A 14,919-nucleotide genomic window follows, 5' to 3' on the forward strand; every position below is an offset into this window, starting at 1 on the left:
AATCACTGTTATTATATACAGTGTTAACATGTAGATTTGATAGTAAAGTATAAAATGAGATTATTTATTGCTGAAAAGCCTAGCCTAGCCAGAGCTCTAATAGCCGTATTACCTAAGCCCCATAAAAAACATGAAGGTTACACTGAAACTGGCGGCGGCGATATCGTCACATGGTGTATTGGTCATTTGTTAGAACAAGCCGAACCTCAGATTTATAATCCTGAGTTCAAGAAATGGTCAGTAGATCATTTGCCTATTATTCCAGAACAATGGAAGCTTGTTGCCAAAACAAAAACAAAGAAACAACTTTCAGTTGTCAAAAAGCTAATTAAACAAGCCGATCAACTTGTCAATGTAGGGGATCCAGATAGAGAAGGCCAAATTTTGGTCGACGAAGTAATTCACTTTTGTGGTGTATCTAAAGCTAAAAACGCTAAAACATTAAGGTGTTTAATAAGTGATCTTAATCCTACGGCTGTAAAAAAGTCAGTAAATTCACTTCGAAAGAATTCTGACTTTATACCACTTGCTACCTCAGCATTAGCTAGAGCTCGAGCTGATTGGCTTTATGGCATTAATATGACTAGGTTATGCACACTTCAAGGGCAAAAATCTGGTTACCAGGGCGTGCTCTCTATTGGCCGAGTTCAAACTCCTGTTTTGGGCTTAGTAGTTCATCGTGATTTGGAGATTGAGAATTTTGTTTCTAAACCTTTTTATGAAATATTAGCGACTCTTAAAACAAATACTGGTGAATGCTATGAGGCAAAATGGAAACCTAGTAAGGCTTGTGAGCCTTATATGGATGAGGACAATCATGTAGTTTCAAGAAAATTAGTAGAGACTGTTGTTGGAAAAATTATCAATAAAGAAGGTGTTGTAACTGATGTTAAAACGACACTAAAGAAACAAGCACCTCCTTTGCCTTATAGTTTATCTGCATTACAAATTGATGCTTCAAAGCGTTTTGGCATGAGCGCTCAAAATGTTTTAGATACTTGCCAAGAGCTTTATGAGCGTTTTCAACTAATTACCTACCCAAGATCAGACAGCCGTCACTTACCTAAAGAGCATTTAAAAGAAGTTAACCAAGTGACTAATGCTATTAAATCAAACCATAAAGTCTTGGCTGAAGCTGTAAACAATGCAAATCTAAGCCTAAAGAGCCGAGCGTGGGATGACTCAAAAGTAACGGCTCACCACGCAATAATACCAACTAGTAAAACATTAAATATAAGTAATCTATCTTCCTTCCAAATTAATATTTATGAACTGATTGCCAGACAATATTTAATTCAGTTTTATTCTGATTTTGAATATCAAGAGAAACAAATTGATACAGAAATTTCAGGTGGACTATTCGTTGCTAAACAAAAAGAAGTAATATTACAAGGATGGAAAGTACTATTTCCAACTAAATTATCAAACAATATAAAATCAGATGACGACTTCTCTACTAAGAAACTGCCAAACGTCAAAAAAAAGAACTAGTTCAATGCATTAATGCTCAACAAATTGAAAAACAAACTTCTGCACCTAAATATTTTAATGATGCTTCGCTTTTATCTGCTATGACTGGTATAGCAAGGTATGTTCAAGACTCATCTATAAAGAAAATAATGCGTGAGACTGATGGCCTTGGAACTGAAGCAACAAGAGCTGGCATTATTGAACTTTTATTTAAACGCCAGTTTATACAACGTAAAGGTAAAGATATTCAGTCTACGGACATTGGTAAAGGATTAATAAAATCACTTCCAATTCAGATGGTTGTACCAGATATGACAGCCCATTGGGAGTCTCAGCTTGAATCAATTAATAAACGAGAAATAATATACAATAATTTCATGCAACCGTTAATTTTTCAGTTACATCAATTAGTGGAAAATGTTCAATCTGTCAGTTTCCAATTGCTCAAAGGACAAGGTTCTAAGAATTATAAGACTGGAATAAAAAGAAAGCAAAATAAGTCTATTCGACCACAAAAAAAATAAAAATAATTTATTAAATATCACTACTCTAATAATACATTTGATAAACATGGATTCTTGAATTTAGATACAGAGATAGCTTTGCTACCTCATTATCTAAACTACTTTATAACCCAGTTAGATCGCTCAGAACACAAGATCATCTACAGCTTTCTGAGCTAGATCTCTTGCTTGCTGTGTATCCATATTTAAACAAGATGCTATAGAAAGTGCACTTGAACATGCAATAACAAACTTATCTCCCAAGCTCAGATTACGTCCTACATTATTGAAACGAGTAATATAATCATTAAAACGTTCAACCATTTCAATATTTGGATCTTTAATTTCTGGTGGTTGTTGTTCTTTCTTACAAACCAAGATTGCATCAAGATTAATCGGTTCTTTCGAAAAGCTTTTAGGAGTAGCGACTGCCATCTCGGCTTTGACTGGATGAGCAGCTACAATATAAAAACCAGCTTTAGTAATTGCGTTATAAACCGCCATCCACCCATCTATAGTTGAGTGATGATAGCTGAAGCTCATCAGTCCTTCATTAATAAGAACTCGATGACACTCTTCAAATATTGTTTGAATCTTGGCCGAAAATCGAACCTGATCATTATCCTGAACTTCGTTCTCATGCGACGAATTATCTCTGGCTAGATAAGCATAATGTTCGCCTAAAGCATTACTAAGCCAAGCGTAAAAGAAATCACTTAACTCGCTATAATGAACAAAGTCGAAATAAGGAGGGTCTGTAATAACCGCATCCACTGAATTATCTGGTAGAGGAAGATTAGCGCTATCACCATTTAATACTAAAGCTGCTCGGTCATGTTTATCAAATTGTTCATACTCAGTGCACAGAATATGGTCTATGGGATCACTACAAACAAGTTTGGAACTTTTCAGCTTACCATTAGTATTTTCAAGGAAAATTTCAAAGGGTTCATCTAAATATTTCTTAGCTTTTAGTAAGCGACTCTTAAACAAACCAGAGAATGACCCACTACTTTTACCATCAACACCCCAAACAGTATTCTCTAGCGGAGTTCGTTCAGGCTTTAAAATATGATTAGAAAACATATGTCGTACGGCTCCAGTTCCTTCCCCTTTAAATGAACAAAAAAGATTATTAAACTCGAGTGTTCCACTAAAAAGGCAGACAAAATGATCTCTGATAGAATCATTTTCTATTTGAAGTATACGACGAAGTAAAAGACCAAGAGTTAAAAGCTGACGTTCATTGAAAAAATCTCTCCAATAATTATAGTTGTAGCCCCTTGCTTGGTTAGTATTATGACCATGCCTCACCTTCATTGTCGGTAGAGGAAGATCCTTCCCTAGCTCACTTAGTCTACAGGAAGCTTTCTCGAGCAAATTAAAATCGTAACGACTAGGTTTAATGTATTTCTTCTTTCCATCTTCACTTAAAGCTAAAATTGCATATAAGCGGTGACAAGGTGCACTGTCACTTGCTTGAATTAAATCTTTAATTTTATACTTCACACCTTTGCTGTCTGTAACGGTAGCTCGTAGAACGGGACCAACTTGAGGGTTAAATTGAACAAAACATTCCGGACATTTAACTTCGGTTGAATTATATAGCTCTTGAAATACAGCACCACATTGAGGACACAAAATCTGAGCTTCAGGCTTTGCTTTAGAATATGCATTTTTGCTAAAAATATAGCTGCTAAAAAGTGGTATTTTTTCACCTAATGGTGTAATTACTTCTTTAACCCAAAAATAATATAATGCTTGGGTTGTAACGTCAGTACCTGGGATAACAGTTTTAAAATAGCTAAGAATTTCACTAGCTACATCAGACTCAATAGCTTTAAAAGTGCTAATTAACTCACTTTGTTCTACGGGAGTAAGTGCTTGACGAACCATAAAAGTACTAACAGGGTTGACATCACAACCGATAACCTTCGCCCCTAACTTTGCTGCCTCTCCTAGAGTAGTACCAGATCCCATGAATGGGTCTAAGACTACAGAATTTTGATAATTCTGGTTTGTATAAAAATCCGGCCATTTATCTTGAGCCAATGAGCCCGAAACGATAGACCGAAATACTGAACCGAGTCTCTTAGCCCACCATTTGTGAATGTGATAAATAGGACGATTTATTTCTTTACGATAACTTTCATTTTCTGCTATTGGATCAATGACTTCAAATGGGAAGTTTTTTTCTATTACCTTCATTAAATCTCTTCTTATGTATGCTTTGAAGTCTTTAATATTTACTTAAGTTACACCACTAAATTTTGTACGCATCTCATTTATATGGTAAGAGTTAAGGACAATAAACATTGATGTTCATCTGATTTAACATTATTTTTGTACTATTTTATAATTAAATTCTATCAAAAAAGGCTCTATAAAGACACACAAAAAACTATTGTAAAAATCAAATAACAGATTTTTGATTAAACGATGTCGAGTTTTTAATGTATGATATTATTGTATTTATTATAGATTAGAATGATTTTATCTAACTGAGGCTGGCAATGGATATTCAACTTTTAGATGGCGAAGAATTGATTTTAGGTGATGGAAAAATACCTGAAGTCAAAATGACTGATGAAGAAATAAACAAAAAGTACCGAGAAGGAGAGATCCGTATCGTAACAGAACAAGCTCGTTATCCTCTGAACACTATATCTTCAATGGTTAGCAGCAATGGTTATAAAATGAACCCTGAATTCCAGCGTCGACATAGATGGTCTAATGAGAAACGCTCCGCATTAATAGAATCTCTAATTATGAACGTGCCATTACCTCCAATTTTTCTTTATGAATATGAATACTCTAGCTATGAAGTAATGGACGGGCTCCAACGTCTTACTGCAATATCTTCATTTTATGATAATAAATATTCTTTAGTTGGATTAACAAAATGGCCTGAACTAAATGGCAAGAATTATGAATCATTACCAAAATTAGTGAAACAAGGGATCGATCGTCGATACATTTCATCAATCATCCTGCTTAATGAAACAGCAAAAACACCTGAAGAAGCAGAGACTATGAAACAAATGGTCTTTGATAGAATCAACAGTGGTGGTGAGCAACTAAAAGCACAAGAGAAACGAAACGCAAACTTCGGACGGTAAGCTTAATAGACTTTGTATCAAACTATCGGAAAATGAGTCCCTATGTAAAACTTGGGGGATCCCTCTTCATGTGGAGGGGCATGATGGTATACATACCGAGCGAGCAGCAAACAAGCTCTTCAAAACAATGTATGACGTAGAGTTAGTATTACGTTTTTTTGCATACCGTCAAAAACACGACTTACATACAAAATCACTAGAGAGTTATTTCGATCGTTTTTTAGAACAAGGCAATTACCTAAATCAGGAAGTACTTGATAATCTAGCAAGCTTTTTTAATAGAACAATTGACCTAGCATTTGATTTATTTGAAGAGCAAGCATTTCAATTATACCGAGAGCATAAAGGTAAATGGGCTTGGTTTGATCGAGCCACTGTCGCAGTTTACGATCCGATGATGTTAGTTTTAAGTCAACACTTAGATAAACGAGAAATTTTACTCAGTCAAAAAGAATTAATTAATTCAGAAATTGAAGAGTTTTACAAAGAAAACTATGCAGCATTTGGCGGTAGAAATGTTAATGAATTAGCATTGAAAACACGTGAAGATTTATTAGAAATATTTATACAAAGGTTTTTTTGATATGTTCACTTGCAGGGATGAGTTTACTGATAGCATAGACGGATTAGTCCGACATCTTAGATATGAAGAAGAAAAAGATAAGTTCTTTCGTAAACTACTTCAAAGTTGTAACCATGACAACGAGTTAAACGGAATGGTACAGCAACATCTAATAGAAGTGATCAAACCATCATCGACATCATCGAAGGAATTCAACTATAAAAGTTCGATTATTGCACTTTATGGTTACCTAGAAAGTTATTTAGAAAAATTAGCTGAAGAATTTATCAATTGCATAAACGAATCAAAAATTCCAGTACTAAAATTACCAAACTCTATCCGTGAGCGTCACTTAGAACTATCAATAAAATTTCTAGACAAAATTGCTAAGAATAAAAATCAGAAAGATTCCGACAAGCGTAAATGCGAAATTGATGTTATTTCAAATTTACATTCATTCTTACATGCAAAAGATGATTATTTATTGAATAGCAAAGCTTTCTCAATTCATGGCGCTAACTTTCGATACGAACTAATTCAGTCATACTTTGCACAAATTGGCGTAACAAATATTGCAGATAGAACCTTAGGCTTTGAAGAAGTAACATTCCAGTTAGCAAATAGACTAGGACAAGAACCTTCGCAAGAAAAGCTAATAATGAAGGGATGGCTTGAGTCAGAATTAGGTGAGCTTGCTCAATTAAGAAATGAAATTGCTCATGGCTCCTTCGAGAGAAACTTTGAACAATTCGAGCTTATCATTAGCCGTGCTGAGTTTCTAAAGCACTTCGGTAACGCACTAGCTGAAATTCTTCATCGATCGTTTGATGAATGTCTTTATCACGGAACTGAACGAAAGGTCATAGGTAGTGCAGATAAAACTTTTCCTGCACATAGCTGTTTTGGTTTTTTTGGTAAGCCTATTAATGGTACCGAAGAAAAATTTAAAATTAAAGTTGGCGATAATATTTATGCAAAGAATGATAAGATGGTTACTATTGGAAAAATTGAATCTTTAATACAAGATAATATTTCAATTACCGAAATTAATTACCCAAGTGAAACCGATTTTTCCATTAAAGTTGATTTTACTATAAGTAATGGAATGCTTAATCGTGAATTATCTATAAAAAACTATATATAAAAAATTAAAGTAGCAAGAATCATAGCGTCCTAGAAGTATATTGACTGTAAGTAAAACTTAAGAATCAATAATATTTAAAGGACTCTATAAAAATAAGGTAAAACTACCAATAAAATTTATGCGCTTAATCCTGGCATTGACGCACTAATTCGTTGTTTAGCCGTTCTAGATTTACAACCTGAAAAAATATTTTCAATAAGAATCGGAGGTATTGATAGATCTGGCTTACCATTACTAACAATACTGTAATAAAATTCATTGTTGTAAATATCACATCTAGAAACCTCTTCGGTTACTAGATGATCAAGTTTTAGATTTGCGCACTCAAGTTTTTTTGTTACAAAAACCTTTCTTTCATGAAAACATTTAAGCTTGTAATTCAGAGGATTAGGGTAAGTATACATAGCTCTCCGGACGAACAGAACCTTCACCATAAGGACCATGACCATATTCAGACTGATTAGCTACTTTTGCCTGTTTATGAAGATTAAAATCATAGTTAATAAAATCTCCGTGCATCAATATAAAAGTAACAATACTAGAACTATCATTACTTAGTAAGGCATATAGGTAATAGCATGGAACATCAGTTGTTATATTGCCAACTTTTACCAATGCTGTACCACATGGTAAACAACTATTATAATCCATTGTTAATCCACGAGAATCTGCCCCATTTTCTTTTTGGATTAATTTCTTAACTTCAATACCAACAATGACCCCAGACTGCTTATCACGAATTACAATATCCGGTGTTGTTAGTTTCCCTGAACTTACAACTTCTAAGTCAGGAAAAGATAATTTAATCTCTTCTACTATTAGAGAATCAAAGGGGTCATCTTGAACTGTTCCAACTAAGGATGGGGCTCTAAGATTAATTGGAATTACATTATTTTTATCAATTTTTTGATAAAAATGATCATAAATCACTTTCATTATTTGATGTTCATTGTGATACATGATTTTCCTTTAAATAGTCTAAAATAATTTTTATAATTGAAAACTTGAGATAACTATATTCAAGTTCACTTCTGTTATTTGATAGCTCTTCGGTAAATAATCTTCAAAAAATACCTAAATTTAATTCTATTATCTTTCCATTCTAGAAACAACATATTCACGAACCTGGCGTTCATTCTGCAAATCCACCACCCTTTTAACTAATTCAGAATAGCTTTGCTCTAATAAACTTCTTGCTTTGATTGCGTTATCTCGTTCTCTACGGTATTTATCTTTTAATGTACGTTCTCTGTTTAGTTCTGACTTTAATTTATCAATTTCAGATACTTGCATCCCCATTTCGATATCTAGTCCAATCATCATCGAGTTTTCTCGATTATGATTAAATTGTTCGATCAAGGTTTTTGCATGAACTACAAAATCAGGAAACTTATGGACGTAGCTATTACCTAATTGAGCCTCTATGTTGACTTTATTTAGAGTCAACCGACCTTTTGGTTTAACATGACGGCCTTGGCCGTCGAGCAATCTTTTCAATGCTTCATGTAAGCGAGCTTCTGTTATTTGTTTATCTCTACTCATGATTTGCCTTGATAGTATAAGTGAAGGGTTCAAAATCAATATTGTGTAATTTTAATGTTTGCTCAATTTGACGAATTTTTACAGTGTAGCCAATAAGAATACGGCTATATGCATAGTCTTCCATTTCATTTAAACTTTCAAAAGCTACGATTAACCGTTTACGTTGTGCAGCCATTTGTTTTGCGCTTTTATCGGTAATTATTAAGTGTTGGCATGGTTTACTCTCAGCTACAAATGATTCTATTGAGCAAACTCGTTCACATGATGAGTTAGTGCAGTAACCACCTGTAGGTAATAATACTATTGACTTTGTACCATTACGAACTAATGACGCTAATTCATCGCGAGATAAAACTATGGTTTCGCCTTTACCGAGTGATTTATTTCTCTCTTCTATAACACTAACACTCCCACCACCGGATAAATGTTGTGTGCCATTATAAATATCATCAAATGCTTCAATAGCTAAGCTCTGTGTCGCCATATCAACTTCACTCATTAAGTCTTTATCTAGTAATAAATCCTCAGACCGAATAAGTTCAGCATTATTGGCATACCAATTACTCATATGTATATTTTTATGTTTTAACTGGTGTTTAATTGTTTGTACGTTCCCCAATTTATTCCTTACCATAAAAACCGCAAAAGAACGCCTTAAATCATGTAGAGACAATTTAGGTAGTGAACCACCTATTTTTAATTCACCATGCCAATCAGGATTTAATAAGTTGAACTCTTCCACTTCTTCATTAGTTGCCTTTATTTCAAGTTTTTTTAGATTCAAAAAATCTTTGCTCCCAATTGATAATGTATAATCAGACAGCACTTTTTTAAATCTATCACTACCCATACCAGCTGTAATAAATGAAGAAGCTAAATCTTCCAAACCACGGTCATATTCATCTTTGCTAATCAAGTCTTCATTGAAATTGCTTTCTAATGTATTTCTAAAATGTTCTCGTGCATACATAGTTGAGTCATAAGCAAGCTCTAATGCTTTCAAGGCTATGGGATGGGTTACCCATACCTCCTTAGTTGCCACTCCTTTATTACCTTTGTAAGTATTACCACATAACATTGATATGCCAGCTAGTACCTTATAGCTATTTGGGTTAGTAGTTCGCGATTCTCGATTTCTCATTCCAGTAAACATCACAACAACCATTAAACAATACTTTACGATTTCACTAACCCATTTCCCTCTGATATGAAAGCTAAAGTTTGGTATTTCTCTTCCAAGATTATTACCATATTTAACGACCCTAAGGTTTAAATTTTTTACTCCGTTTTCATCTAGCTTCAACATACATCTATTTCTTGCCTCTTTTGGCAGCTCACTACCATAATATGCAACTGTTTCCTTCATTACTGATGAAATTTTATATCTGTAAGGGTGATACATATCAACTACTCCCACAGCTTGCTGAAGAATTTGAGAATATATCGTAGTTGGGAGGGCTAAATGTTGTTTGCTTGTTTTATCGTTTGATAAGTCTTTAAAAGCGTTGCTATCTATGTATCGATTTAATAATCCTGCACTATTTAATTGTCTCAAAGTAATACAAATTAGTTTGAGCATGGATAACGACATAAGTCCTTTAATATTTTCTGTAAACTTAAACCACTCTATGTTGTCTGACAGCAGTGAAAAATCTGATTTACCCCATATCTTTGTAACTACCCACAAGTTCTTTTTGGTACTTAGCAGTTTTGATACTGACACATGATTGTCAATCGCTTTATCCATTTCTGAAAAGAACAATTTAGCAGTAAAACTTTGTATATTTTTCTTATGCTCAGGAGGAATTTTGTGGAAAACAACATAACGAACAGACTCTCGGCGTGAAACAAAATCCCATTTATCATCAAATATACGAGAGGCACCATTTCCATCAGAATCAAATGATATGAAAGGATTGTTTTTAAACTCATCCTCTAATTTTTCTAAAGTATTAAACATTAAAAACCTGCAAAGTGTCGTTGAGTCCCTGTAATCCCATGAATAAGGGATGATCAGAATGTGCCATTTTCAATTCTGCACCAGCATACTCTTTTGGTGCCTTATGCCTAAATCGATCTAACGTTCTGCTCAGTATTACCTCTAATTGATATAGTTTTTCTTTGGGAATGGAATTTTGGGAAGGTATACTCTTTAGTTCAAGCACTTGCTCAAAAAATGATAGCATTAACCAAATATCAGATTCTGATGCGATTAAAATATGATTTTCACAATCAAAACACGATAAAAAATCGGTACATTTTTTCTCATCTTCTTTAAATTCTATTGCTAAGTTCTTATATTTACGCTCGATAGCCCCTTTTTTACTTTCGTCTCCAGAACATCGAATGCCATGTGGGGTAATCGTTGGTATTTTTATTTCATTTCGCGTTAAACGTTGCTTATAGTCATAATCAGTTAATATATCACTATGGAGTACCTTGGCATCATTCACTGAATCTTTAATAGAATTACCTTTGCTAATTAAAGCTAGTGATTCAAATGTGGCAGATAAATGTCGTTCATGATCAGCTTTTACACCTGATGAATAGGTACTGGCAACAACATTTATTGTATTGTTTAACCCCTGTGAAACAAGGTACATGTCTTCAGTTACGCGCATTAAAATATCGGATTTTGTTTTGCGAAATCGAGAAGAATTAATCCTAAAAGGAAATAATTTCTCGATAAGTTTATTGATCCTATCCGAACCCGTACCATGATCTGAAAAGTCCTTAATTTTTAAATTCGAATCAACAAACGGAATAAATGGTTGATCTTCAATATCCTTAATGCCAGCTAATATAAAATGAGCTTTTGATACTTCAAGCCACTCTGCTATCAAGTTTTTCGCGTATTTAGAAAAACCTAAGGAGTGATCAATACTCTTGTAATTGGCTCTTCCTTTAACACCTTCAAAAACATAGACGTCAGAACCTACACATTTAAAGGATACGTCGTTACGTTTCATTTTCTTTAAAACAGAATCATTCATACCAGTCCACATAAAAAATAAATACAGAGCACAGCGAGAAGTCTGATTAAATAATATCTGACGTTGCAAGACCCTATCACTAAAGTCTTTTTGGCTTTTTATCGCATTATTTATTAACATTGCGTGTTTGAACGCATTTTTTTTTATATTTATATTATTCCACCCAAATTTTTCTACCATGTTATTGAATAAATGCTCATCAAAAAAAGGATGTACTTCTGGATGCGTATCATTTTTTATATGTTCAATAAGTTCGAGGTAACCTTTGATAAGGAGGCGTGAAACGGGCTTTAGCTCAGTTTCAATGTCATACGCACATTGTTTGCCACTAGCTTGATAATGAGGTACTAAAGCCAATTTTTCAGCATCATGAGAACGACCAAATCCTTTTAAAATAATAGACAACGCAGCATGAACTCGGCTCGCTCTTGAAGTAGTTATACCTTGTAAGGTAAGCTGATTGAAATGTTTAATACATCTGTTCATTTCATCTAAGGAAAAAGGTGAAGACTGTGGACTAAACTCATCAATATATCTTAAGTACGAGACTAAACCGACCTTTATATGACTATGAAATGTACTACAGGGGCTATCTGGTTTAATCTTATAGACTGATCGTATAAAGTCATCACGATTTGCTAAAGTCAGCTCAGTAGCCTTAAACTCCCCCTTTCTTTTACCTGTTGCAATCGTTGTGGGAACACCTCGGTAACGTAACCGTTTAAATTCAAACTGTCCTCCTATTTTGTTAAAACAAGCCATATCTTCGATATTTAAAATATCAATTGATGCTGTTTTACTCCTTATTGTTGTTTCGAGGTTTACACGTTTACGCACCATTTAACTCCCTGTCTAATTTAATATTTATTTGATCAGTGAAACCATCCAAAATTCCTAAATAAGACAACACATCCTCATAAATTTCATCCCCAGTTGGAGCATTCTGTGCAATTTTTAAATACACCATCGTGGTTTGACGGTCTTCATGACCAAGAAGTGAAGCTACATAGTCTAATGCAATATCAGGCTTAACGTCGTTTCGTAACAAACGTCTAAATATATCAACAGCAAATGTAGAGCGAAGGTTATGTATTGAGGCTAGTGTTTTATATTCTAAGTCAAGCATGTTGTTTATTGTATTTCTGACTTCAATCCAACGCCCTGTAAAATCACTTGACCTAGTAAATAAAGGAACTCCTGTTTGCGATATAAAAAGATATTTTTTATTTTTATCAATAGAATCATCACCTTCAAAAATAGACGTATTACCTATTTGTTCTTGGGTTTTACAAAAATCATTGAATTTATTCAAGCGCTTTAAATATCGTTCAGATTGGGTGTAATTGTAAATGTCTTCCATTAATCGTGCTGGGATAATGGTTTTCCTCGGTTTGTTACCTTTGCCTTTAGTCTTCGTCAAAGAGCCATATCCATCGCCCACGCTCAATCTTAGAATATCATTTTCATAAACTTCTTCGCCTTCTTTGATAACTTTTTTAGGCTTGATAATTTGCCCTAAATGAAGGCTAGCCATTTCTTCTCTTCGAAGACCCGTATAGCGACAAATCATAAAACCTAGTGAAAATTCAATAGGCAACGAAGCCGATTTATTTTTATCTTGTCCAAAACGAATTATACGCCTTGATTTTGTCAAAATATTTTGTGCCACCATCCATTGCTTATCACTCATAGGTTTTAAGTCTCGACGGCAATTTTCTAATGATGTTCCATTACTTCTTTGACTCCGGCTAAAACTTAAACGGATGTCTGTTGTATGAATAACTTTTTGATGAAACGCTTTCATACTGGCAGCTGAAGATTGGAGTTTTAATGTGATAGATTCATGTGAGAATGGCGGATTATTGAATAGTTTTCCTTTTCGAAGATAATATTTATAAAACCGAGTTACAGCAGAAATATAAGCTTTAGCAGTTGTTCTAGCTAAACGATTTTTTTCCTCTGCAGGGAATAATACAAGTTTTTTAAGAGCGTCACGATACTTATAGGTAAGTCGATGGGCTTTACGCTTAGGAAAGTAATCCCAAGTTGGCCGAGGCTCATCATAAATTGGATCAAATAAATCCTCATCATATTCGCTATCCCAAATGACTTGATGCTGGATAATAAATTGAAAATAATGGGCTAAGCCCTGTGCCAGTTGAGATGACTCAAGTTTCCCGTCATCAAGATGATGCGCAAGAATAAATTCGTTAGCTACATCAACAGGTTTAAAAGAAACTAGTATGTTTTTATTGTCGTAACCAACTTCATTTAATAAAACTAATTTCTTAATCACAACACCTTTATCGTAAAGGCTATGCTTCACCACTAACTCACCATTTTCGTCCCCTTCTACAATTGGTACCTTGTAGACATAAGACTTAAACGAGGATGTCTCTATTTGATAAGTTGTCATCTACGAACTCACTCTGATTGTAAATTAATCTCAATAATGAATATTCTCAACTATATAAGTCAATAAGTGCCAATTAGTATATATATCGCATTAGTGAGTAATCAATTTATGCCGCTCGTACAAGCTTTGACAGGTATCTAACACCTCTTTTGCCGATAGCCCAAAGCGCTTTGCTGCATCGATTTGCAATGCTGATAAGCTGTAAGGCAATGGTGGGTTTTGGCGTTTATCTTTGGCCTCAAGTTTGGTGACTTCTGCGGGTTGACCATGAATACGCTTAACCACATTTTCGGCCAAGCCTTTGGCTAATACCCGGCCGTCTTCATCCATATAAGGCTGGCAGGCTTCGCTAGGTTGCCATTTAGCACTAAAGGTTTGTTGTTGATCGGTAACTAAATGCGCTAATACTTCATAGAAAGACTTGGGCTTAAAATCGGCGATTTCATCATCACGGCGCACCACTAACCCCAGTAAGGGGGTTTGCACCCTGCCCACAGATAACACACCTTGATAACCGACCTTTTTACCTTGAATGGTATAAGCTCGTGTCATGTTCATGCCATATAACCAATCTGCACGGCTGCGGGCTAATGCTGAGGTTGATAATGGAATAAAGTCTCGATTACTGCGCAGTTGCCCTAACGCCCTTTTAACCGCTTGTGGATTTAAATCACTGATGAGTAAACGTTGTACATCATTCAGCTTGTCACCCTTTACGCCAAGGTAAGAAATAACTTCATCGACTAAAAGCTGACCTTCACGGTCGGGATCACCAGCATTGATTATCGATGATGCTTGCTTAACCAATTTACGTAACACGGTTAATTGGCTGCGGGTTTTAGGTTTGGGTTTTAATTGCCAGGTTTGCGGAATAATCGGTAAATGCTCGAGTTTCCATGATTTAAACGCTGCATCATAGGCATCAGGCTCAGCTTGCTCGAGCAAATGACCAATACACCAGGACACACAATCGCCGTTGGCTGCGGTAATAAAGCCCTCACCTTTTTTATGCGGTTTAGGCAATACATCAGCAATGGCTCGGCCTAGACTGGGTTTTTCTGCAATGTATAAAATCATTCAACACTCAAGCACTGTATATATTAACAGTAAAATAGCGGATTGATCCGTGTTTAGCAAGTTATCAGCCATTAAAGATACACACCATTAATT

Annotated in this window: 9 protein-coding genes and 2 pseudogenes; 4 read left to right on the forward strand and 7 right to left on the reverse strand. The window is 34.8% G+C overall.

What is annotated here, in order from left to right; translation table 11 throughout:
• The first annotated feature begins 54 nt into the window (after positions 1 to 54).
• Positions 55 to 1,994: pseudogene (locus ACRWQN_RS12635) on the forward strand (DNA topoisomerase III).
• A 123-nt stretch (positions 1,995 to 2,117) separates the two neighbouring features.
• Here the strand turns inward: ACRWQN_RS12635 and ACRWQN_RS12640 are convergent.
• Positions 2,118 to 4,181 carry a DNA methyltransferase gene (locus ACRWQN_RS12640; protein WP_434938093.1) on the reverse strand — a complete coding sequence of 688 codons (2,064 nt, stop codon included), beginning with the start codon at positions 4,179 to 4,181 and terminating at the stop codon, positions 2,118 to 2,120.
• A gap of 305 nt (positions 4,182 to 4,486) precedes the next feature.
• Between ACRWQN_RS12640 and ACRWQN_RS12645 the strand changes: the two genes are divergently transcribed.
• The 3 genes from ACRWQN_RS12645 to ACRWQN_RS12655 all read left to right on the forward strand — a co-directional run bounded on the left by ACRWQN_RS12645 (position 4,487) and on the right by ACRWQN_RS12655 (position 6,798).
• Positions 4,487 to 5,092: a DUF262 domain-containing protein gene (locus tag ACRWQN_RS12645; RefSeq protein ID WP_434938095.1), complete on the forward strand. Its 606-nt coding sequence runs from the start codon at positions 4,487 to 4,489 to the stop codon at positions 5,090 to 5,092.
• Between the two features lie 70 nt (positions 5,093 to 5,162).
• Positions 5,163 to 5,675, forward strand: a complete 513-nt coding sequence (locus ACRWQN_RS12650) for a hypothetical protein (RefSeq protein ID WP_434938096.1) — start codon at positions 5,163 to 5,165, stop codon at positions 5,673 to 5,675.
• Between the two features lie 133 nt (positions 5,676 to 5,808).
• On the forward strand, positions 5,809 to 6,798 hold the full coding sequence (locus tag ACRWQN_RS12655) for a HEPN domain-containing protein (protein ID WP_434938097.1): 990 nt from the start codon (positions 5,809 to 5,811) through the stop codon (positions 6,796 to 6,798).
• Positions 6,799 to 7,185: 387 nt separating this feature from the next.
• Here ACRWQN_RS12655 and ACRWQN_RS12660 read toward each other — a convergent pair whose 3' ends face one another.
• The 6 genes and pseudogenes from ACRWQN_RS12660 to ACRWQN_RS12685 form a co-directional block, all read right to left on the reverse strand.
• On the reverse strand, positions 7,186 to 7,758 hold the full coding sequence (locus ACRWQN_RS12660) for a hypothetical protein (protein ID WP_434938099.1): 573 nt from the start codon (positions 7,756 to 7,758) through the stop codon (positions 7,186 to 7,188).
• Between the two features lie 129 nt (positions 7,759 to 7,887).
• Positions 7,888 to 8,340, reverse strand: a complete 453-nt coding sequence (locus tag ACRWQN_RS12665) for a hypothetical protein (RefSeq protein ID WP_434938100.1) — start codon at positions 8,338 to 8,340, stop codon at positions 7,888 to 7,890.
• A complete protein-coding gene (locus ACRWQN_RS12670; RefSeq protein ID WP_434938102.1) occupies positions 8,333 to 10,300 on the reverse strand; it encodes a hypothetical protein in 1,968 nt (655 codons plus the stop codon). The genes ACRWQN_RS12665 and ACRWQN_RS12670 overlap by 8 nt, the downstream gene beginning before the upstream one ends.
• Positions 10,293 to 12,173: a hypothetical protein gene (locus ACRWQN_RS12675; protein ID WP_434938104.1), complete on the reverse strand. Its 1,881-nt coding sequence runs from the start codon at positions 12,171 to 12,173 to the stop codon at positions 10,293 to 10,295. The genes ACRWQN_RS12670 and ACRWQN_RS12675 overlap by 8 nt, the downstream gene beginning before the upstream one ends.
• Positions 12,163 to 13,749, reverse strand: a complete 1,587-nt coding sequence (locus ACRWQN_RS12680) for a tyrosine-type recombinase/integrase (protein ID WP_434938106.1) — start codon at positions 13,747 to 13,749, stop codon at positions 12,163 to 12,165. Before ACRWQN_RS12680 ends, ACRWQN_RS12675 begins: the two co-directional genes overlap by 11 nt.
• Before the next feature lie 93 nt (positions 13,750 to 13,842).
• Positions 13,843 to 14,826: pseudogene (locus ACRWQN_RS12685) on the reverse strand (DNA topoisomerase); the annotation flags it as partial.
• Positions 14,827 to 14,919: the final 93 nt, after the last annotated feature.

This window comes from Shewanella sp. HL-SH8 (assembly GCF_051165765.1).
Taxonomy (GTDB): Bacteria; Pseudomonadota; Gammaproteobacteria; order Enterobacterales; family Shewanellaceae; genus Shewanella; species Shewanella glacialimarina.